Below are 21893 nucleotides of genomic sequence, written 5' to 3'. Positions count from 1 at the left end.
TTTCGCCCTTCTCGTTGCGCGTCCGCGGATCCACCATCGCACCACGTCAGCCCGCCAACCCAACCGGTTCGGGTATCGAATATCCGTGCGCCGCCGCAACCTCTGCCGACAGCAACCGCCCTTTATCCGCGGTGACCCCGTGCGCGAGATCGGGATGCACCGTGCACGCCTCCCGCCACCCATGGTCGGCGATCGCCCGCACATACGGGAGAGTGGCATTGGTGAGCGCCACGGTCGCGGTGTGCGGCACCGCACCCGGCATATTCGCCACACAGTAGTACAGCGAATCAGCCACGCGGAATGTGGGATTCGCGTGCGTCGTCGGATGTGAACCGGCGAAGCACCCGCCCTGATCGATGGCGATATCCACCAGCACCGATCCTGGCCGCATACCGCGAACCAGTTCCTCGGACACGAGCTTCGGCGCCCGCGCGCCAGGCACCAGCACCGAACCGATGACGAGATCCGCGGACAGTACAGCCCGTTCAACCTCGACCGCATTCGAGGCCACCGTCGAGATACGCCCTTCGAACCGCGCGTCGAGCTCGCGCAGTCGCGTCAAATTCGTATCCAGCACAGTGACTTTCGCGCCCATCCCGGCCGCGACCGTGGCCGCGTTCGTCCCCGCGACACCACCGCCGAGCACCACCACATCGGCCGGAAGCACCCCCGGTACCCCGCCGAGCAATAGCCCGGCACCGCCGAGCGGCGCCATCAGGTGATATGCGCCGACCTGTGGGCCGAGCTTGCCCGCGACCTCGCTCATCGGTGCGAGCAGCGGTAGCGACCCATCCGCCGCCCGCACCGTCTCATAGGCGATCGCGGTGATTCCGGAGCGCAGAATCGCATCGGTGCACTCGCGCGACGCGGCCAGATGCAGATAGGTGAACAGCACCTGCTCCCGGCGCAGCCGCGGATACTCCTGGGCGATCGGCTCCTTGACCTTCAGTACCAGCTCACCCTCCCACCACACCTGTTCGACGGTGGGCACCATCCGCGCACCGGCGGCGACATAATCCGCATCCGAAAATCCGGACCCCACCCCCGCACCGGCCTGGATCAGCACTTCGTGCCCGTGCCGCACCAGTTCCCTGGCACCGGCCGGGGTCAGCGCCACTCGAAACTCCTGCTCCTTGACCTCCCGCGGAACTGCGATCCTCATATCGCCATCGTGGACCACCAATGGCCCCGGCGCCATGAACGCCGCGCTGAGCGCACCACCGGTTTTCCGAGGACGCTCACACCGCGAACGTCTCACCCAGCTTCGGAATGCGCAGCTGCTCGCCCCGCCCGGCGTACCCGAAATTCCGCTCCAGGCGCTCGAGCGTCTCACTGAAATGCGCCCATCCCTCGGCATGCACCGGCACGATCACCGCATCACCCAACGCCTCGGCGGCCTGCACCGCGGTACGGGCGTTCAGGGTGAGATCGATATCGCCGAACCGGCCGACATTCGCGGCACCGGCGAACAGAATCGCGATATCGATCCGGCCGATCCGCGCCACGATCTGCTCGACGACCGCGACCGAGGCATTGTCACCCGATACATACACGGTCGGCAGCCCCTCGGCCTGCAATACGAACCCGGTGACCACGCCGGTCTGCGACTCGCACCCCTCGGGCCCGTGCAGTGCGGGCACAGCCGTCACGCGCACGTCACCCAACGTGACGGTCTCCCAATTCGCCAGTCCCCGAACACCTTCGATGCGATCGCCGGCATCCGGCGTCGACAAGACGGTCGGCACTGTCGAGAGGAATTCACGGCCGGAGTGATCCAAATTGTCGTCGTGCTGGTCGTGCGACAGCAGCACGACATCTACCGGTCCCACCTGGTCCACCGAAACGGCAGGGCCGGTGAGCTTGTGCAGCGTGATCGGGCCGGGATAGTCACCCGGAGCGTCGAAGGTGGGATCGGTCAGCCAAGTCAGGGTGCCGTACCGGAAGCGCAGAGTAGGCCCGCCGATATGCAGGGCTTCGATGGTGGTGCGTGCAATCGTCTCGGTCATGGGATCAATACTTGTCGCCCCTATATTCGATCAATAGTGGCCCGTGAGCCGCTTAGCGATAAGATCGGGCCATGCGTTCCGTCGCCGCTCTGGCCTTCGACGGGGTTATCCCCTTCCATCTGTCGGTACCGACGCTGGTCTTCGGCCGGGTTGGCACCGAGGGCACACCCGACTATCGCGTCGAGGTCTGCGCTGAAAATCCCGGCACCCTGCGGACCCCGGCCGGTTTCGACATCGTCGTGAAGACCGGACTCGACGCCTTCGAGCGCGCCGACATGGTGGTGATCCCGAGTTGGCGGCGCGATATGAGCATCTCGGCGGAACTGCGCGACGCACTGCATCGAGCTCACGCCAGGGGTGCCAGGATCGTCGGCCTGTGCCTGGGTTCCTTCGCGGTGGCGGCGAGCGGTCTGGCGGACGGTCGGGAAATCACCACCCACTGGGCCGCGGCCGCCGATTTGGCCGCGACCTATCCGAAGGTCCGGGTCCGTGCCGACACCCTCTGGACCGACCTCGGCGATATCGTCACCTCCGCGGGCGTCGCCGCCGCACTCGACTGCTGCCTGCACCTGGTCCGCGACGACCTCGGCAGCCGGGCCGCCACCGAACTGGCCAGGTCGCTCGTGACCGCCCCGCACCGCAGCGGCTCCCAGGCCCAGTACATACCGGTCGCCGTACCCGAAGCCGCCGACGACGATCCGGTCGAACGCGCAATGGTCTGGGCGCGGACGAATCTCGGCGAGCCGATCGACCTGGACAATTGGGCTCGCATCGCACTCATGTCGCGACGCACCTTCACCCGCCGCTTCCGCGAACGCACCGGAAACAGTCCGCAGCAGTGGTTGCTGCAACAACGCGCCGACCGCGCGCGGCTGCTGCTGGAATCCACCACCGACACCATGGATCGCATTGCCGCCGAGACCGGCTTCGGCACCGCGGTCAGCCTGCGCCACCACTTCCACCGCATCCTCGGGACCAGCCCGGCCGCGCACCGCGCGCTGTTCTCGGGCACACCGGTCCCGGTGGAGTAGCAGCTCCAGCTGCGTTCGCCCACCCCGTCGGCTCCGCCGCTTTCGGTCCCCTTATGTTTTCGGCATGAGGATCGAGGTAAGCGGACATACGCCCGAAATCGACGAGACCGCGTGGATCGCACCGAACGCCACCGTAATCGGACGTGTGCAACTCGCGGCCGATGTGAGCATCTGGTACAGCGCCGTACTGCGCGGTGACCTCGAGGCGATCAGCGTCGGCGCGCGCACCAACATCCAGGACGGGTGCGTACTGCACGCCGACCCCGGCTTCCCGCTCACCGTCGGCACCGGAGTTTCGGTGGGACACAATGCGATCCTGCACGGCTGCACCGTCGGCGACGATGTGCTCGTCGGCATGGGCGCCACGGTGCTCAATGGCGCGGTCATCGGTGCGGGCAGTCTGATCGCCGCCAATGCGCTGATTCCGGAGGGTGCGCAGATTCCGCCCGGCTCGCTGGTCGCGGGGGTGCCCGGCAAGGTGCGTCGCGAGTTGAGCGAGGCAGAGCGGGACGGCATCCGACTGAATAGCGCTGTGTACCTCCACAACATGGCCAATCACCGAGACGCGAAACAGGTGTGAGACAGAGCACACTGATCAAGTGACCAATCTAAATCGCTGATAGCATTCTGCCAGCGTGCCCGGTATCCCGAGGTCTCCCGCCGACACAGCTGTCGAGTGGTCTGCAGCGCGGAGGACGAGCCCACCAGGATGGTGGCCGCAGAGCGTGCAGGCAGGAGGTAACACGGTGGCGTACGTGCAGCAGAGTATGCACCGGCCGTCGGGGCGGATCAGCGTGGCCGATATCGCGGCCCAGCCGGGTGGGATCGAGGCGCTACAGCGGCGAGTGCACGAATTGCGCTCCAGCGGAGTGGATTTCGCCGCCAATGCGATCGAAAAGGAGATGGCGGAACTGGATCTGCCGCGCACATAGTCGCGCGTCCGCCAGTCGTCGGTCGAGCTCTGGTGCCGATCCGCGGTCGAACCGCCGCGACCCGGTGAAATAATGAACGGCACGCACCCGCACCGTCGTGACGCCCAGGCACCATCGGCGTCCCGAGCCGATTCGACTGGAGCTTCGATGCCGACCGTTCCGCCCATCCTCCAGCGCATCCTGGAAAAGCCCGTCAGCGACGGTGAGAACCTGCTGGAGAGCGCGCTGTCGGCGTTCCTGGACTTCGGCATCAAACGCACCAGCATGGGCGAGATCGCCCGGCGCGCCGGAATCAGCCCGGCCACCCTGTATCGCCGCTTCGAATCGAAGAACGATCTGGTCGAGGCGGTCAGCGTGCGCGAGGCGCAGCGTTTCGTCGCCGAGATCGATAAGCGGGTGCAGAAGGTCGACGGCGTCGAGGAACAGCTGATCGAGATCTTCGTCGCGGTCATCACCGCGATCGCGGGCAACGAGCTGTTGCGGCGGCTGCTGCGCACCGAACCCGATCTCATCCTGCCCCGATTGACTACCGAGGCCGGACCGATCATCGCGGTCGGGCGCACCTATCTGGCGGAGAAACTGCGCGAACTCCGCAGCGGTGCGGATGACGACTTCGACTTCGAACTCGTCGCCGAGATCATGGCGCGGCTGGCACTGTCGCTGGCATTGACGCCCGACGGGCTCATTCCGATCGATGATGTGGCGGCGGGTCGGAATTTCGCGCGACGCACGTTGCTGCCGATGGTCGGTGTCCGGGCCACCACATAACTCAACGCATTTCGAACATCCGGGTGCCGAAGGCGGCCGCCACCCATTCATCGAGCAGGCGGAGCGAATTCGCGTCGGGCTCCCTGCCGTCGTCGATGAACTCCCGAACCAGTTCGACGACGCCACCCGCCCGCATCGTGGTCGGATCCGGCAGCGGCAGCCGCGATACATACTGGGTGATCCACCGCCGCCTACCCGAATACAGCCGGTTCCCGCACACCGCATCGTAGAACCGCAGGCCCAGCGCCGAATTCGCGACGCCCATCAGCAAATACGCCAACCGCTCCGCGGCGCCGTCCACCCCGAGATCGGCCAGCGACATCCAATAGCAATCCCCGTTCACCACCGCCCCGGACCGATCCAAGGCGAATCGTGGCCGCTCGCTGATATCGGGAAAGACCACTTTGGGCACCCGCCACAGATGCGGTCGCTGCGGCACCCAGATCTCGAACCACTCCCTGCCGCTGTCGGTCAGATACTTCCGACCTGCCAACGTCTCCCGATGTGACTCCAAATATGCCGCGGCCCCGGGAAATTCTCGCAGGTCAACCGGCATCCGCGCGGGTTGTGACGTGTCGTACGGATACAGCACCTGTACGTCGCGCTCACGCGAAATCCGCCACGGATCGACATCCTGATGGGTGATCAAATCGAATAACAACTCCCCCTCCGGCCGCGGCCGCAGCTCCGCCCACCGATCGGAAATGAACACCCGATCCGCAGTTGTCTTGATCCCCACCCGAATCCGCCCCACGGCACCGAATGTCCGCCAGGTCCCCGCCTCCACCTCGGCCAACCACCTGTCGATCTCCGGCCGGGACATTCGCCACGCGCCGCTGTGCCCGTCCGCGTCACTAGCAACGGTTTCCGGCGCGTCCACAGCGTCACCACGATCGGAAGCGGCAACCCGCCAGGCAACTACCGGTCCCGATACCACCGGATCGCCGCGGTTTGCTCGATCACCCGTCATCTGATCGCCGGATGCCCCACGGATCACTGCCTGATCGCCCGTCGCCAACGTACCGACCTCGACCGCGAAAGTACGCCCGCAGTGCTCGACACAGTGACTCTGTTCGGCCGCCAGCGCCTCGAAAAGATCCGTCCCGCCGACGATTTCGGCGGCATCGATCTCGTAGGCCGAAACATAGCGGCAGACCGCGCGGGCTGCCGTCCGGGTGGCGATGGTGACCGCGGGCAGCACCGCCGCCTCGAACAACTTCGTATCACCGAGGTCGTACAGCTCGACCGGAGCCAACTCGGTGCGCAGCAGGCTCCGAATATTCGCACCGGCCTTGGTGGTGAGAAACCGATTGGCACACAGCAACCCGAGCACCCCACCCGACCTCAGCAGCCGCGGCGCGACCGCGACGAATGGGTGGGTGAGATCGATCCGCCCCTGCAACCCGAACTGCTTGCTGAGCAACTGCGCGGTCGGCCCACCCAACTGCTGAGTCCGCACATACGGCGGATTGGTGATGATCGCATCGAACGAACCCGCCGCGATCCCCGCCGATTCGGTCAGGAAATCCCCGATATGCCACTCGATCGCGACCCCCGCGGCCGCCGCCCGCTCTCGCGCCACCGCAACCCCGGCGGCATCCAGGTCGTACCCCACCAATTCCACCCGCACCCCTGGCACCAACTCCCCCGCAACCTGATCCAGCGCGAGCAGCAGCTCACCGTCCCCACAGGCCGGATCGAGCACCCGTAGCACCCCTCCGCTCGGCACCCGCACTCCAGCGCCCAGGGCTGCCGTGTCCCGCACCTCTCCATCAGGCGTCCCAGTCCCGGTCGCGGCCCGTCGCGCCTGCTGACCAGGTTCCCGCACTGCCGACCGCACGTCCGGCGCCACAGCATGACCGGTTCCCGACGACCCGACGTCAGCTGGCAGCGGCGCATGTTCGAGCAGCCGCTGCGCGAGAAAGCGCGCCAGGGCGGGTGGCGTGTAGTGCCTACCGTGCCGTTTACGGTCGCGCGCGGCCGGCTCGCCGGGAGTCATGCCTGGGATTCTGCCTCGTCACGGCGCAACCGAGGCGGTAACGCGGTCGACCGGAGCTCGCGTCGTCGCGGGCGGACGCACGGCGCGGCGGCCGGCGAAGCGACGCATCAGCGGTTCGTCCACCCAGCGGTAGATCGCGGCCGCCGCCGCTATCGCGACGATCAGGCTCAGCCCGGCGAACCCCAGCCAGCCGAGTGGACCGAACTGTCGACCGCCGATGAACAGCCGGGTGATCAGCACCATGACCGGAAACTGGATCAGATAGAAGGCGAAGGAAATATTGCCGAGCCACACCATCCTGGGCGAGGCGTTCAGGCCGCGCAGACCAGCCAGATCCCGCGCCGCGAGCGTCGCGACCACCGCGGTCATCGGTGCGAGCAGCAGCGCCGACATCTTGTAGTTCACCGGCACCACCCAGGTGGCCGCGAAGGCGACGGCCAAGGCCAGCAGCGGCCGATCCAGCCGGGTATTGCGCCAGCGCCCCTCCAGCACCAGCCGCGCGGCGAGCACCCCGAGGAAGAACTCGGGCAGCCGCGACGCCGGAAACGTATAGCTGAGCCAATAGGACGGCGCCACCGGGATATCCGGCTGTGCGAACCAGGCCGGTGACGCGTGCAGCTCGAAGTACGGCGACACATTTCCCGGAACGAGCCGTGGCGCAAAGGCATTCGCGATGCCCTTCGGACCGGGCACCCACAGGAAGTACGCCGTATGCAGCGCGAGAATCAGCACGAGCAGACCTGCGATCACCCACCACACCTGCTCCCCGCGAATGCGCCGCACCAGCGGCAAGGCAAGCGGAAAGCTCAGGTAGAACAGCATTTCCGCACCCAGCGACCAGGACGGCACATTGAGCCCGCCGACCGTCGTCCACTTCGGCACCCAGGTGTGGATCAGCAGCACATTCGGCGCCCACACCACCAGCCGCGACAGTGGCACACTCGCGACCACGACGAAGGCCACCGTCGCAACCAGATGCGTCGGATAGATCTTCAACACCCGCCGCCAATAGAAGCGTGGCACCGAATTTCCGGGCCGGAACGACCAATGGATGATGAACCCGGACAGTACGAAGAAGAATGTGACCCCGGCCGCGCCCAACTGCATCGGCATCACCTGGTGGATCTGCCGGAACAACTCGGACTTCTGAAACGGATAGACCGGCAGAAATACCAAGGCGTGCAACAGGAATACCGCGAACGCGGCCCACCACCGCGCCCCGGTCAGCGAAGGCAGTGCGGGCCGCGCCTCGGCGGGATCCGCCGTGGGCTCGGTCGTCACTTGCCGTACCGCTCGTACAGCGCTCCAGCGATCACCGAATCCCCGTGCGCCGATGGATGAAACGGAATCCCGACCGGATCCGCGCGCGGATCGAGCACACCGTTCAACCACGGCTGCGCCGAACACAACCCGTGCCCGGCCGTCAGCGCCCTGGAGTCGAAGAATTCGATTCCGAGCTGCGCCGCCGCGTCCCGCTGCGCCGCATCGATGCGATCCAGATATTCGACCAGCCCGGCACCCCGCGGCTGTACGTACTGCCCGACGCCGAGCACGCTGAGACAGGTGAAACTCTGCCCGGCCGGGAACAATTCCGGATAGCCGACCAGCACTACCTTCGCCTGCGGCGCGTAGTACCGCAGATATTCGATCACCGCGCGGATGCGTTCGGCATACTGCGCACCCGATACGCCCCGATAGTCGGTGATCCGCCCCTGTGCGGCGGCTTCCAAACCACACCCCTCGGCGACATTGAGGACGCACGGAACCAGCGAGGTCCACAGTGTGGCCGGATTCGCTCCCCAGATGTCGTTGAGCCCGAACTGCACTGCGATCAACTTGGTTCGCGGCCCGAATGCCCCCGCCTTATCGGCGTTGATCGCCTCCTGAACCAGCGAATAACCCCGCTCGGTCTCGATCGCCGCGCCGGAGCACGACACGTCCACGAAGTCGGAGCCACCCGCGACACCCATCAATCGGCTCAGCTGTGTCGGCCACGAAGTCGGTCCGCGCAGACACTCCTTCGCATCGGCTTCCCACCGAAAACCATTGGCGGCGAAGGAATCTCCGAGCACCACCAAGGAACTACCCGGCGCGGCGGGCGGCGCCGCCTCCGCCGCGGGCACTGCGGCAACCGCCGCCACGGTCGCCGTCACCACCCCGAGCCACCGGGCACAACGACGAGAGAGCTTGCTGGTCACGGTGTTTCCTCCGCTGTCAGTAGCCCGCGCGTGGTTCGAATCCGGGGGCGGTCAATGTCGGTGCGGGTTTGGCGGGTTCGGGCTGCGGCGCCTGCACGGCCGGTGGCGCTTGCGGTTCCGGTGCCGCGGCGGGCGGCGGCGCTACCGATGTCGCTTCCGGCGCGGGTGGAGCCGGGGCTTCGGATGCGATGGTCGACTGGACCGCGGCGCTGGTCGGCGCCGGTGCACTGGTCTCAACCGGCACGCTGGTGGGGGTGTGATCGCCATGCGATTCGGTCCCCTCACTACATCCGGTGACACCGAGAAGCACTGCACCGCAAGCGAACACGGTCGCAAGACCAACCTTCAACATGATCCCCGTTCCAGTAAATCAGGAGCATTTGCTTTTTAATCTAGCCGGGAGGCTACGGGCCGACTCGGACCCGCACGGCATCTTTCACCGAATCACTCCGACCACCCGAACCTCACTTCCGGCGCTGGGCGGCGCCGCGTATCCCGAAGTGGGCCAAGCAATTTCGCTATCAAGCCCGGTCAATGCGTATGCACCCCAACCGGTTTCACGAATGTAACCGCGACATTAACTTCGGCATGCAACACCATACGCCCGATGATCCCACCTCGCCGATTCCAAAACGAGACCACAGATGCTAGCGTTCAGTCTCGAAATAAGACCAACTCGAAGAGGGTGCCCATGAGCCCGACCAGCCTGCAGACCGACGAGTTCACGGCACTGAGCCACATCCTCGACAACAGATGGACTTGCCGTCAGTTCAAATCCGACCGGGTCCCACGCGACACCATCGAGGCCCTGCTGCGGCTGGCCCAGCGCACCCCGTCCTGGTGCAATACCCAGCCCTGGCAGGTCGTCCTCACCGAGGACGCGGGCACCGACCGATTCCGCAAAGAACTCCTCGAACACGTCGCAATCGCCGAGCCGGAACCGGATTTCGCATTTCCCGCGCAGTACGCCGGCGCCTACCGCGATCGTCGACGCGCATGCGGCCTGCAGCTCTACGACAGCGTCGGCATCGTGAAGGGCGATCAGGCAGGCACCATGCGCCAAGCCATGCGCAACTTCGAACTCTTCGACGCCCCGCACGTCGCGATCGTCACCACCGAGGCCGACCTCGGCGTGTACGGCGCCATCGACTGCGGCCTCTACATCGGCACCTTCCTCCTCGCGGCCCAGAGCCTTGGACTCGGTGCCGCACCCCAAGCCGCCCTCGCCTCCTACTCACCCTTCCTGCACACCTACTTCGACCTGCCCGAAAACCGCCGAGTCGTCGCCGCGATCTCCTTCGGCTATCCGGACCCGGACCACCCGGTCAATACCTTCCGCACCGCCCGCGAAGACCTGGACCAGGTCGCAACCTGGCACAGCGACTGACACCGCGATCCTGCCCCACCCCCGACACCGCGCATCCCAGGCAGACCCGCGCACCCACCGATCGGCAGCCAATCGGAGCCCTCCGACCGGACTGCGCCGCCCGAGCTGTACCCCGATCGGCACGCCGACGGAACATCGCCTGCACGCTGGCCCACCGCGCTAGGGTGGCGGAACGAATCGGGGGTGGGTTCGGCAACCCCTGCCGTTGATTGCACAACGAGGAGGTCGGCTTTTATGCGTTCCATCAGTGCACTCTCGACAGTCGTGGCGGCCGCGGTTCTCATGCTCGGCCTGGCGGCCTGCGACAAGGAGGACAACAGCGCCAAAGCCACAAGCACCACCGCGCACGCGACAACCACACACCCCACCACCACCTATGCGGCGGCAACCCCGACCACGGTCACCACCCCGCCGCCGACCACCCCAGCGGTCGCCGAGCCCACCACGATCTCCTGCGGCGCGGGCCCCTTCGGCCTGGCCGTCTCGGCCGTCACCACCAAGGGCGACACCGCCTGCCCCACCGCCCTCGCAGTCACCAATGCCTATGCCGTGCAATCGGATCTGTGGGACGTCGGCTTCGTCATCCCCATCACGGTCGGCACCACCACCTGGGACTGCCAGGAACACATCGGCACCCCGGACCTGTACCAGGAGTGCGTCAACCGCGACAACCCCACCGAAAAGGCCCGCCTCGGTTCATAATTGGGCTGCCGCATATCCAACGAGTGCCTCGCACAGGCAATAGCTTGCGAGATACTCACTCGTTATACGGGAACACCCGGCGGTTAGCCGACCTGACGTCCATCTTCGGAGGTGAAGCCAGGACCCGGCTCGGCGGAGATATCGCGTGCGGTGAGTTCGGTTCCGCACGAGTCACATTCGAGTTTGATGTGCCCTTCGCCGGTGCAGTCCGAATGGCGGTAGTGCACCGGCGGACCTTCGGGTGCCATGTATGTATCGCCCCAATCCCGGATCGCCATCAGGATCGGATAGATATCGTGTCCCTTCGGCGTCAGCCGGTACTCCTCGTACGCACCGACTGCAGCCTTCTGTTTGACCAGAATCCCGTGTTCGATCAGCCGATCGAGCCGATCCTGCAATCGGCTCCGGGAGATACCGAGCGCGCTCTGGAATGCGTTGAACCGCCGCACGCCCGCGAACGAATATTTCAGGATCACCAGGGTCCAGCGGTCGCCCAGGATCACCAGCGGCCGTGTGATCGAACACGGCTCATCAGCAAGTTCCTCGTAGCGCACCTGTCGATGCTACCGAGCCCGCGGTGCCCGGCGGCGGCTTTACCCGCCGGACGCCAACAGTCAAGCTTCTTCAGCGGTATAGGCGACCATCGGGTCCTTGTCTTCCAACGGCGGCACCTCTTCCCCATCCAGCACCTTGCGCATCCGCTCCGAATCCAACTGCCCCTCCCACCTCGCGACCACGAAGGTCGCGACGCAATTGCCGAGTAGATTCACCGTGACCCGCATCGAATCCATCAGCCGATCCGCCCCGAGCAACAGCGCGACCGCTGCCACCGGAATCGATCCGTGCCCGATCGCGGTGATCGTCGCCGACAGCGCGAGGAATGACGAACCCGGTACGCCCGCCATACCTTTCGAGGTCAACATCAGCACGCCGACGGCCGTGATCTGCTCGCCGAGACTCAGATCCACCCCGAGCGCCTGCGCCAAGAACAGCACGCAGATGGACAGATACAGCGTCGCACCGTCGAGATTGAACGAATACCCGGTCGGTATCACCAGCCCGGTGGTGGCTCGTGAGCAACCGGCTTCGGTCAGCTTGATCATGATCCGCGGCAGCACCACCTCGGTCGACGCGGTGCCGAGCGCGAGGAACAGCTCATCCTTGATGTATTTGACGAGCTTCCACAGACTCACCCCGGCGAAGACCCGCACGACCACCGCGAGCACCAGCAGGAACAACACCGCCGCCCCATAACAACAGGCGATCAGCTTGCCATAGCTGCTGAGCGCGGAAAGTCCGTACTGCCCAACGATGTAGGCCATCGCGCCGAACGCACCCAGCGGCGCCAATTTCATGATCCAGCCGATGATCGTGAAGAAGATCTTCCCGATGTGATCGACCGCCTCCAGAATCACCGGCGGGCCGTGCTCACCGAACTTCGCCAGCGCCAAGCCGAACAGCACCGCGAAGAACAACACCTGCAGCAGCGCATTCTCCGCGAATGCCGAAATCACCGATGCCGGAATGATATTCAGCAAAAAGTCGACGGTATGCGGTAGCTCGCCGTTCTTGGTGGTCTTGGCGATCTTCTCGGCACCGGTCGCCAGGGTCTGCGCGTCGATATGAAAGCCCGCACCCGGCTTCACCAGGTTGCCGACCAGCAAACCGAAGAGCAGCGCGAAAGTGGTGATCACCTCGAAGTAGATCAGCGCCTTCACACCGATCCGGCCGACCGATTTCATATCGCCGACATGGGCGATGCCGAGCACCACCGTGCAGAAGATGATCGGCGCGATCACCATTTTGATCAGCTTGATGAACCCGTCGGCCAGCGGTTTGAGATCCGCGCCGAAGTCGGGCCAGAGCTTGCCGACCAGAATTCCGGCCACGATCGCCACCAGCAGTTGCAGGAATAGCGAGCGGTACCAGGGCGGTTTGCGCACCGGGTCCGTTGCTGTGGTGGTTTCGATCGTCACGCTCATGCGCGCAACGTACGAGCTATTCGTATCGCCGAAGTTTCAACTATATTGCCGCGCGGAAACCCGATCGATATATGCCCGTCACCCCAGGTCCGATAACGAGAACAATACGAACGAAAAGCGGGCCCCGGAAATCCCGAAGCCCGCTTTCACCACTGGATTTACAGCGGAATGTTCTTGTGGTGACTCTTGCGCACCGGTGCCGCCGCCAATGCCGCGGCAATGGTGCTGCGGGTCTTGGCCGGGTCGATGACGTCGTCCACGACACCGATCGCGATGGCCCGCTCGACACCACCGGCGATGCGCTCGTGCTCGACCGTCAGACGCTCGTGCAGCGCCTCACGCTCTTCCTCCGGCGCGGCCGCGAGGGCCTTCTTGTGCAGGATGCCGACGGCGGCCTTGGCGCCCATCACGGCGACCTCGGAACCGGGCCAGGCGTACACCGCGGTCGCACCGAGCGAACGGGCGTTCATCGCGATGTAGGCGCCACCGTAGATCTTGCGGGTAACCAGCGTGACCCGCGGCACCCGGGCCTCGGCGAATGCGTGCAGCAGCTTCGCACCGCGCCGGACCACACCTTCCCACTCCATGCTGACACCGGGCAGGTACCCGGGCACATCGGTGAGCACCACCAGCGGAATGCCGAACGCGTCGCACAACCGCACGAAACGCGCTGCCTTCTCCGCACTTTCGGAGTTCAGGCAGCCCCCGAGGCGGATCGGGTTATTGGCGAGCACACCCACAGTGCGCCCGCCGAGCCGCCCGAGACCGGTAACGATGCTGCGCGCGTAACCGCCCTGCAGTTCCTCGAACGAGGACTCACCGTCGACGTTGTCGAGCAGTTCGTGGACGATCGGCTTCACGTCGTAGGCACGTTTGGCCGATTCCGGCATCATCGCCTTCAGATCGACATCACCGTGCGCGGCCGCGACCAGATCGAATTCGCCCTGCTCGGCGAACATCGACACAAGGCGCCGCCCACGGTGCAGCGCGTCGGCCTCGTCATTGGCGACGATGTGCGTGACACCGGACTTCTTACCGTGCGTCTCCGGACCACCCAGGGTGGCCATATCGACCTGCTCACCGGTCACACTGCGCACCACATCGGGACCGGTCACGAAGATCCGGCCCTCCGGCGCCATGATCACGATGTCGGTCAGCGCCGGGCCGTAGGCGGCGCCACCGGCCGCGAAGCCGAGCACCACCGAAATCTGCGGCACCAGGCCGGACGCGCGAACCATGGCCTCGAAGACCAGGCCGACCGCGTGCAGCGCCTCGACCCCCTCAGCCAGGCGAGCGCCGCCGGAATGCCAGATGCCGACCACCGGAATGGCGGAATCGATAGCGGTGTCGATCGCGTCGACGATGTGCTTGCAGCCCTCCACGCCCATCGCGCCGCCCATGACGGTGGCGTCGGAGCAGTAGGCGACGGTGCGGACACCATCCACCTCGCCGATCGCGGCGAGCACACCGGACTTGTCGCGCGGGTGCAGCGGTAGCACGGTTCCGGGGTCGAAGAAGCGTTGGAGCCGACCGAGCGGATCACGCGGATCGGTGGCAGTTTCTGGTCGGAACGCGGGAGCCACAATTGTCATCGCGTTTTCTCCTCACCTCAAGGAAGTGCGCCGCTCCCGCGGCTGCGTATGTCGAACACCGGTGAGGTCGACCGACTTTGGCGTCGGTCGACCGCACCGGCGATCGTTGTGCAGTCAGCCAGTCTGTGCGGTCAAGCCCCGGAGGCGGCGGCTTGCGTAACCATGTAGGGGCTCCGCACAGACTGAATCGGTTACCGAGCGGCTATGCCCGACCGAAGGCGAGCGCGACATTGTGCCCACCGAAACCGAACGAGTTGTTGATGGCGTACTCGATCTCCTGGCGGCGGGCCTCGCCGTGCACCACATCCAGATCGATCTCCGGATCCTGGTTCTCCAGGTTCAGCGTCGGCGGGACGATACCGTCGCGGATGCTGAGCACGGTGAGCACCGATTCGAGCGCACCGACGGCGCCGATCGAGTGACCGAGTGCCGACTTCGGCGCGTACACCGAAGCGTGGTTGCCCACGGCCTTGTTGATCGCGTTCGCCTCGGCGGTGTCGCCGATCGGGGTAGCGGTCGCGTGCGCGTTGATGTGGGTGATGTCCTTGGGCGTCAGACCCGCGGTCTGCATCGCCCTGGTCATCGCCCGGGCGGCACCGTCACCTGTGGGATCGGGTGCGACCAGGTGGAAGCCATCGGAGGTGATACCGGCGCCCAGCAGGCGCGCGTGGATCGTCGCGCCACGAGCCTTGGCGTGTTCCTCGGTCTCGATGACCATCAGCGCACCGGCCTCGCCGAAGACGAAACCGTCGCGATCCTTGTCGAAGGGACGCGAGGCGCCCTTCGGGTCGTCATTGCGGGTACTCATCGCGCGCATCATGGTGAACGCCGCGATCGGCACCGCGTCGATGAAACCCTCGACGCCACCGGTGACGACTATATCGGCGTCACCCATGACGATCATTCGCCACGCATTGGCGATGGCCTCGGAGCCCGATGAGCATGCCGAGACCGGAGTGACCACTCCTGCCCTGGCCTTCAATTCGAGACCGACGACGGCCGACGGACCATTCGGCATGACCATCTGAACAGCCAGCGGCGAAATCTTGCGATAGCCACCGTTCTTCAGCTTGTCGACCGAGTCGATGAGCGCGTCACCGCCGCCGAGCCCGGTACCGATCGCCACACCCAGACGCTCCGGGTCGACCTCGGGGCTGCCTGCGTTCTGCCAGACCTCGCGACCGAGTACGGTCGCGAGCTGCTCGACGTAGGCCATGCGCCGACATTCGACACGGCTCAGCAGGGTATCTGGCCGGACCTTCAGGTGACCGCCGATGCGGACCGGAAGGTCGTACTCCTCGACGAAGGGGTCGTCGAGAACGTCGATACCGCTCTCGCCGTTGAGGAGTCCCTTCCACGTCGCATCGACATCACCAGCGATCGACGTGGTCGCCGCCATACTCGTGACGACGACATTGGGGAAATTCCCGTTCAAGGTGGAAGGAGTGGTCACGGTGTCGGCCCTACTCGGCGTCGAACTTGGCCTTGAGCTCCGCGGCCGCGTCAGCGTTCTCGGCCTCGAGCTTCTGGATGTAGGCGACAGCGTCGCCGACCGTCTTCAGGCTGGCCAGATCCTCGTCCGGGATCTTCACGCCGTACTTGTCCTCGGTCTGAACCGCGATCTCGACCATGGACAGCGAGTCGATGTCCAGGTCATCGACAAAGGACTTCTCGATCGTCACCTCGGAGGGCTCGATACCGGTCACCTCTTCGATGATCTTGCCGAGTTCCTCGACGATTTGTTCCTGGGTCAGAGCGGCCACTTCGTGGCTCCCTTCTTATCTACTTTGTAGGGCTTCACTGTTGTTTTTCGAATCGAGCGAGCCGATGGTTACCGTCCGCTCGGTCACGATCGCGTATTGGCTACACGGTCGCGGGGGGAAAGCTAGCCGGAAGTGGTGAGCCCGGCCAACGCGGGGAGGTCTTCGGGGGTCTTCAGGGCCAGTGTTGGTGTGCCCTTCAGTTCCCGTTTTGCGATGCCGACGAGCGTGCCCGCCGGCGGCAGCTCCGCCACTGCCGAGACCGCTGCCTGTCGGACGGTCTCAGTGCACAGATCCCACCGGACGGGCCGGGTGACCTGCGCCGCGAGCTTAGCGACAGCATCGGCTCCGGAGGTAACCGGCTTGCCGTCGAAGTTCGAGAGCAGGGTCCTGGTCGGCTCGTTCGGCGTGATCTTGGATATGGCGTCCGTCACAGCGTCCTGGGCCGGGGCCATGAACGCGGTGTGGAACGCACCCGCGACGGGCAGCGCACGCACCCGCGCCTTCTCGGGCGCATCGGCGGCGAGTTCCGCGAGGGCGGTCAAACGTCCAGCGGCCACGATCTGACCCGCGGCATTGCGGTTGGCCGGGACGAGTTCGAGCTCTTCGAGCCGGGCGAGCACGGCGGCCTCATCGCCACCGAGCACCGCGGACATGCCGGTCGGCTCGAGAGCGCACGCCTTGGCCATCTCCGCACCGCGGATGGCGGCCAGCCGCACCGCATCATCGGCGGAGATGACTCCGGCGACTGCGGCAGCGGCGAGTTCACCGACCGAATGTCCGGCAATGATGGTATCGGCCGGAAGTGCATCCGGCTCGATTTCCGCGAAGGCCAGCAGTGCGGCGGCGACGACAAGCGGCTGGGTAACGGCAGTATCGGTGATCTCCTCCGCCGTTGCGGTGGTGCCGAGTCGAACCAGATCCAAGCCGGAAGCTTTGGACCAGATGGCGAGGCGATCAGTCGCGCCGGGAAGGTCGAGCCAAGGCGCGAGCATGCCGGGTGTCTGGGACCCCTGTCCAGGGGCGAACAACGCGATCACACCTCTAACAAAACACTGTGAGGTACGCCGCAGGAGATGTCGACGCGAATGAACCTTGCCGAGCGCTTTTGTGGGAGTCCCACAAAAGCGCATGTGGGTCGTCCCGATCGACCGCTTCGCTGGATCCGTTACACGCCCTCGTGCGTCACCGGGAATTGAGTGACTTCTGGGGTAGAAGTTGACGATTCGTTACGGGTTCGTGTCAAACGACCCACTGTGGCGGCGATCCGGAGCACGTAGGCATCCCGCGGATTCATCGGATCACGGCCCGTTATCTCCGCTATCCGTTTGAGGCGATAGCGAACGGTATTTGGATGAACGTACAGCTGACGCGCGCACGTCTCGACCGCGCCACCGCAATCCAGATAGGCCTCGAGAGTGTCGGCCAACGCGGATCCGGCGGCGGCCAACGGTAGGACAAGATACTCGTTCAACGCGTCGATTGCAGCTCGGTCACCCAAAAGGGCTCGCTCGGGTAACAATTCCGCAGCGTGCACCGGTCGCGGGGCCCCGCGCCAGCCGACTACAGCCTCCATTCCGGCCAATGCCTCCACCGCGCTGGCATGCGCCGCGCCGAGGGTGCGCATGGTCGGTCCGATCACGACCGGACCGTCGGAGAACACCTCGACCAGCAGATCCGCGAGAAAAGGGGAGGCATACGAGGTATCGCCCAGATTCCCGCTGACCACCATCACCAGCCGTGAACCTTGGACCACGGCCAGCGCCGCGCGACCGTGCCGCGCGGCGATCGTGTGCACCGAACCGACCATCGAGACGCCCTGATCCCCCGGCGGCGTGCCGACCAGCACCGTCGCCGGTGCAGTGGCGTCCCAGTTCAGGGTCGCGGCCCGCGACAGCATGTCCGGACCGGTATCGCCGCGGACGACGGCGTCCACGACCAGTGCCTCGAGGCGGGTATCCCATGCGCCGCGGGACTCCGCGGCACTCGCGTACACCGAGGCGGCGGCGAATCCGAGTTCACGCCCGTAGCGCAATACCGCCTCGGTGAGTGCGACCAGCTGCCGATCATTTCGCGCAAGCGCCGGCAGCCACTGTTCGAAGAACTCCATGGCCACACGGACCATGTCCACGGTCTGGCGCAGCGTCAGCCGCCGCGCCAGATCCTGCGGGATCACTTGGAAGGCGTCCAGGCTGAACCGGATATCGCTATCGGGATCCTGTAGCCATTCCAGGAAGTTCACCACCGCGGTCTGCACCAACATCTGCACGCCGGCGCGTTGCGCGGCGTCCAGATCGGCGAAGAACGGCAACCGATCCTGCATCGACCCGACCGCCTCGGTGGAGAGGCGTCCGGAGAACTGCTTCACGCGTTTGAGCAGCGTGTCCGGCAGCGGGTCGCGGGTTTGCCGGTTCGGGGAGAGCGCGCCCGTCGGCAGATACACCTCGTGCTCGGAGGAGCCTTCGGAGATCCGACGCGGCCGCGGCGGTTTACGTTCCACCATCCAATCGTCCGCTATGCGAGTTCGTCTTCGGTGCCGGGAGCCGACTTCGGCGCGGCGGCGACATCATCGATCCGGTATTTGGCGGCAGCCTCGACGGCCTTGGCCGGATCGATCTTGCCGGTGCGGCCGAGGGCGGCCAGGGCCGCGACCACGATCGACTGCGCGTCGACGTTGTAGACACGGCGCGCGGCAGGACGGGTATCGGAGAAGCCGAAACCGTCCGTACCGAGCGTGGTGAAGTCGCCGGGCACCCATTTGCGCACCTGATCCGGCACCGCGCGCATCCAGTCCGTCGCGGCCACATATGGACCCTCGACCCGGGCCAGCGCCTGGGTGACGTACGGGACGCTCACGTCGGTGCCCGGGTTGCGCAGCTGGGCGATCTCCTTGTCGAGTGCCTCCTTGCGAAGCTCACCCCACGACGTCACCGACCAGACATCGGCCTGCACACCCCACTCCTCGGCGAGCAGCGCCTGGGCACGCACGCCGTCGGGCACCGTGACGCCCGAGACCAGGATCTGGGCGCGCACATCGCCCTGGGCGCCCCGCTTGTACAGATAGAGGCCCTTGAGCAGTCCGGCGATATCGAGATCGTCGGGCTCGGCGGGCTGTACATACGGCTCGTTGTAGAGGGTGATGTAGTAGAAGATGTCCTCGCCGCCGAAGCCGCCCGCGGATCCGTGCGGATGCGTGCCGGGCAGTGCGCCGGGACTCGGCTGCGGTGTGCCGCCGCCATACATGCGACGCAGACCGTCCCGCACGATGTGCGCGATCTCGAAGGAGAACGCCGGATCGTAGGTGACCACGGCCGGGTTGGTGGAGGCCAGCAGCAGCGAATGGCCGTCGTTGTGCTGCAGCCCCTCACCGGTCAGGGTGGTTCGCCCGGCAGTTGCCCCGAGCACGAAGCCGCGCGCCAATTGGTCCGCCGCCGCCCACAATCCGTCGCCGGTGCGCTGGAAACCGAACATCGAATAGAAGATGTACAGCGGGATCATCGGCTCGCCGTGCGTGGCGTACGAGGAGCCCGCCGCGGTGAACGATGCGGTCGATCCGGCCTCGTTGATGCCCTCGTGCAGAATCTGCCCGACGGCACTCTCTTTGTAGGCAAGCATCAATTCCGCGTCGACGGATGTATACAACTGCCCGAGGCGGTTGTAGATCTTCAACGAAGGGAACCACGAGTCCATACCGAAGGTACGGGCCTCGTCCGGAATGATCGGCACGATCCGCTTGCCGATCTCCTTATCCCGCAGCAGCTCCTTCATGAGCCGAACCAGGGCCATGGTGGTGGCCACGTTCTGTTTGCCGGAACCCTTGCGCACGGACTTGTACGCCTCGTCCCCGGGCAGTTGCAGCGGCTTTGCTGCGGCGCGCCGTTCGGGCAGGAAACCGCCGAGCGCCTTGCGGCGATCGAGCATGTACTGGATTTCGCGCGCCTCCATGCCCGGGTGGTAGTACGGGGGCAGGTAGGGATCCTTCTCCAGTTCGGCGTCGGAGATCGGAATCCGCTGCAGGTCACGAAAGTCCTTGAGATCCTGCAGGGTCAGCTTCTTCATCTGGTGCGTGGCATTACGGCCCTCGAAGTGCTTGCCGAGGGTGTAGCCCTTGATGGTCTTGGCCAGGATCACGGTCGGCTGGCCCTTGTGCGCCATCGCGGCCGCGTAGGCGGCGTAGACCTTGCGGTAGTCGTGACCGCCGCGCTTGAGGTTCCAGATCTCCTGATCCGAGAGGTCCTGTACCAGGGCCTTGGTCCGCGGGTCGCGACCGAAGAAGTGATCGCGGACGTAGGCGCCATCATTGGCCTTGTAGGTCTGGTAGTCGCCGTCGGCGGTGGTGTTCATCAGGTTCACCAGCGCGCCATCGCGATCGGCGCCGAGCAGCGCGTCCCACTCCCGGCCCCAGATGACCTTGATGACGTTCCAGCCCGCGCCACGGAAGAACGACTCCAGTTCCTGGATGATCTTGCCGTTACCGCGCACCGGGCCGTCGAGACGCTGCAGGTTGCAGTTGATCACGAAGGTCAGGTTGTCCAGCCCCTCGTTCGCGGCAACCTGGATCAGACCGCGCGATTCCGGCTCGTCCATCTCGCCGTCGCCCAGGAAGGCCCAGACATGCTGATCGGAGGTGTCCTTGATGCCACGGTCGTGCAGGTAGTGGTTGAACCGCGCCTGGTAGATGGCGTTCATCGGGCCCAGGCCCATGGACACCGTCGGGAACTCCCAGAAGTCGTTCATCAACCGCGGATGCGGATACGACGGCAGGCCGTGGCCCGGGCCGCCATGGCTGTACTCCTGCCGGAAACCGTCCATCCGGTCGGTGCTCAACCGGCCTTCGAGGAATGCACGGGCGTAGATGCCGGGTGAGGCGTGACCCTGGATGAAGATCGAATCGCCGCCGCCGGAATGGTCCTTACCGCGGAAGAAGTGGTTGAAGCCGACCTCGTAGAGCGCCGCCGAGGACGCGTAGGTCGAGATATGGCCGCCGACACCGATGCCGGGACGCTGCGCCCGGTGCACCATGATCGCCGCGTTCCAGCGGATCCAGGCACGGAAGCGCCGCTCCACCTCTTCGTCGCCGGGGAACCACGGCTCGTTCTCGGTGGGGATGGTGTTGACGTAGTCGGTGGAGGTCAGGGATGGAATGGCGACCCTACGCTCTCCGGCGCGTTCCAACAGCCGGAGCATGAGGTAACGCGCGCGGCCCGGACCTTCCCGGTCGAGCATGTCATCGAACGATTCGAGCCATTCGGAGGTTTCCTCCGGGTCGATGTCCGGTAGATAGGACGCCACCCCTTCGCGGATAACCCGCACCCGCCCGCCCGTAGGCGGCACCTGCGATCCGTTCGGATCACGTGGCGCGGAGTCGGTGCCGGCGGATTTCGCTGGCGCGGAAGAGTGGATCAGGTCGGTCAAGTCTGCTCCTCGTACAGGGGTGGACAAGCTGATAGGCGTCTGTTTCCCCGGGCGGCACACTTGGTTGGCGGACCACCCGTTTTACGAAAGGTTCGGGCGCACCTCCATCCTTGCGGAAGAT

20 protein-coding genes are annotated in these 21893 nt (G+C 65.6%); 6 read left to right on the top strand and 14 right to left on the bottom strand.

Annotated elements, in window-relative coordinates; all coding sequences use genetic code 11:
* Positions 1–46: 46 nt before the first annotated feature.
* On the bottom strand, positions 47–1162 hold the full coding sequence (gene ald, locus OIE68_RS43705; RefSeq protein ID WP_327096742.1) for an alanine dehydrogenase: 1116 nt from the start codon (positions 1160–1162) through the stop codon (positions 47–49).
* A 76-nt stretch (positions 1163–1238) separates the two neighbouring features.
* Positions 1239–2006, bottom strand: coding sequence for an MBL fold metallo-hydrolase (locus OIE68_RS43700; RefSeq protein WP_327096741.1), 768 nt, complete (start codon positions 2004–2006; stop codon positions 1239–1241).
* A 71-nt stretch (positions 2007–2077) separates the two neighbouring features.
* Between OIE68_RS43700 and OIE68_RS43695 the strand changes: the two genes are divergently transcribed.
* The 4 genes from OIE68_RS43695 (at position 2078) to OIE68_RS43680 (ending at position 4737) form a co-directional block, all read left to right on the top strand.
* Positions 2078–3037, top strand: a complete 960-nt coding sequence (locus tag OIE68_RS43695) for a GlxA family transcriptional regulator (RefSeq protein WP_327096740.1) — start codon at positions 2078–2080, stop codon at positions 3035–3037.
* Positions 3038–3101: 64 nt separating this feature from the next.
* A complete protein-coding gene (locus tag OIE68_RS43690; protein ID WP_327096739.1) occupies positions 3102–3617 on the top strand; it encodes a gamma carbonic anhydrase family protein in 516 nt (171 codons plus the stop codon).
* A 175-nt stretch (positions 3618–3792) separates the two neighbouring features.
* Complete coding sequence (locus OIE68_RS43685; RefSeq protein WP_245720894.1) at positions 3793–3969, top strand: hypothetical protein; 177 nt, start codon at positions 3793–3795, stop codon at positions 3967–3969.
* A 147-nt stretch (positions 3970–4116) separates the two neighbouring features.
* Positions 4117–4737 (top strand): TetR/AcrR family transcriptional regulator, encoded by a 621-nt coding sequence (locus tag OIE68_RS43680; RefSeq protein WP_327096738.1) that lies wholly within the window; start codon positions 4117–4119, stop codon positions 4735–4737.
* A gap of 1 nt (position 4738) precedes the next feature.
* Here the strand turns inward: OIE68_RS43680 and OIE68_RS43675 are convergent, their stop codons facing one another.
* From OIE68_RS43675 to OIE68_RS43660, 4 genes are read right to left on the bottom strand one after another with little or no spacing between them, the layout of a single operon-like run.
* Positions 4739–6736 carry an Eco57I restriction-modification methylase domain-containing protein gene (locus OIE68_RS43675; RefSeq protein ID WP_327096737.1) on the bottom strand — a complete coding sequence of 666 codons (1998 nt, stop codon included), beginning with the start codon at positions 6734–6736 and terminating at the stop codon, positions 4739–4741.
* 18 nt (positions 6737–6754) lie between these two features.
* A complete protein-coding gene (locus OIE68_RS43670) occupies positions 6755–8017 on the bottom strand; it encodes an acyltransferase (protein WP_327096736.1) in 1263 nt (420 codons plus the stop codon).
* Positions 8014–8934 (bottom strand): SGNH/GDSL hydrolase family protein, encoded by a 921-nt coding sequence (locus tag OIE68_RS43665; protein ID WP_327096735.1) that lies wholly within the window; start codon positions 8932–8934, stop codon positions 8014–8016. Before OIE68_RS43665 ends, OIE68_RS43670 begins: the two co-directional genes overlap by 4 nt.
* Positions 8935–8950: 16 nt before the next feature.
* Positions 8951–9178 carry a hypothetical protein gene (locus tag OIE68_RS43660; protein WP_157187094.1) on the bottom strand — a complete coding sequence of 76 codons (228 nt, stop codon included), beginning with the start codon at positions 9176–9178 and terminating at the stop codon, positions 8951–8953.
* A gap of 447 nt (positions 9179–9625) precedes the next feature.
* Here OIE68_RS43660 and OIE68_RS43655 point away from each other — a divergent pair, with 447 nt between their 5' ends.
* Together OIE68_RS43655 and OIE68_RS43650 are read left to right on the top strand one after the other, a co-directional pair.
* On the top strand, positions 9626–10321 hold the full coding sequence (locus OIE68_RS43655; RefSeq protein ID WP_327096734.1) for a nitroreductase: 696 nt from the start codon (positions 9626–9628) through the stop codon (positions 10319–10321).
* 234 nt (positions 10322–10555) lie between these two features.
* Positions 10556–11023, top strand: a complete 468-nt coding sequence (locus tag OIE68_RS43650; protein ID WP_327096733.1) for a hypothetical protein — start codon at positions 10556–10558, stop codon at positions 11021–11023.
* An 83-nt stretch (positions 11024–11106) separates the two neighbouring features.
* Here the strand turns inward: OIE68_RS43650 and OIE68_RS43645 are convergent, their stop codons facing one another.
* The 8 genes from OIE68_RS43645 to aceE form a co-directional block, all read right to left on the bottom strand.
* Positions 11107–11577, bottom strand: a complete 471-nt coding sequence (locus OIE68_RS43645) for a helix-turn-helix domain-containing protein (RefSeq protein WP_327096732.1) — start codon at positions 11575–11577, stop codon at positions 11107–11109.
* A gap of 60 nt (positions 11578–11637) precedes the next feature.
* Complete coding sequence (dctA, locus tag OIE68_RS43640) at positions 11638–13005, bottom strand: C4-dicarboxylate transporter DctA (RefSeq protein ID WP_327096731.1); 1368 nt, start codon at positions 13003–13005, stop codon at positions 11638–11640.
* A gap of 158 nt (positions 13006–13163) precedes the next feature.
* Positions 13164–14597: an acyl-CoA carboxylase subunit beta gene (locus tag OIE68_RS43635; RefSeq protein ID WP_327096730.1), complete on the bottom strand. Its 1434-nt coding sequence runs from the start codon at positions 14595–14597 to the stop codon at positions 13164–13166.
* A gap of 202 nt (positions 14598–14799) precedes the next feature.
* Entirely contained in the window at positions 14800–16050 is a 1251-nt protein-coding gene (locus OIE68_RS43630) for a KasA/KasB family beta-ketoacyl-ACP synthase (RefSeq protein WP_327096729.1), read from the bottom strand.
* 10 nt (positions 16051–16060) lie between these two features.
* Positions 16061–16360, bottom strand: a complete 300-nt coding sequence (acpM, locus tag OIE68_RS43625) for a meromycolate extension acyl carrier protein AcpM (protein ID WP_014982996.1) — start codon at positions 16358–16360, stop codon at positions 16061–16063.
* A 122-nt stretch (positions 16361–16482) separates the two neighbouring features.
* Positions 16483–17397, bottom strand: a complete 915-nt coding sequence (locus OIE68_RS43620; RefSeq protein WP_327096728.1) for an ACP S-malonyltransferase — start codon at positions 17395–17397, stop codon at positions 16483–16485.
* 128 nt (positions 17398–17525) lie between these two features.
* On the bottom strand, positions 17526–18860 hold the full coding sequence (locus OIE68_RS43615; RefSeq protein WP_327096727.1) for a PucR family transcriptional regulator: 1335 nt from the start codon (positions 18858–18860) through the stop codon (positions 17526–17528).
* An 11-nt stretch (positions 18861–18871) separates the two neighbouring features.
* Positions 18872–21691, bottom strand: a complete 2820-nt coding sequence (gene aceE / locus OIE68_RS43610; RefSeq protein WP_419150853.1) for a pyruvate dehydrogenase (acetyl-transferring), homodimeric type — start codon at positions 21689–21691, stop codon at positions 18872–18874.
* Between the last annotated feature and the right edge of the window lie 202 nt (positions 21692–21893).

This window comes from Nocardia vinacea, assembly GCF_035920345.1.
Lineage (GTDB): Bacteria > Actinomycetota > Actinomycetes > Mycobacteriales > Mycobacteriaceae > Nocardia > Nocardia vinacea_A.
This window is presented reverse-complemented; position numbering and strand designations above follow the sequence as displayed.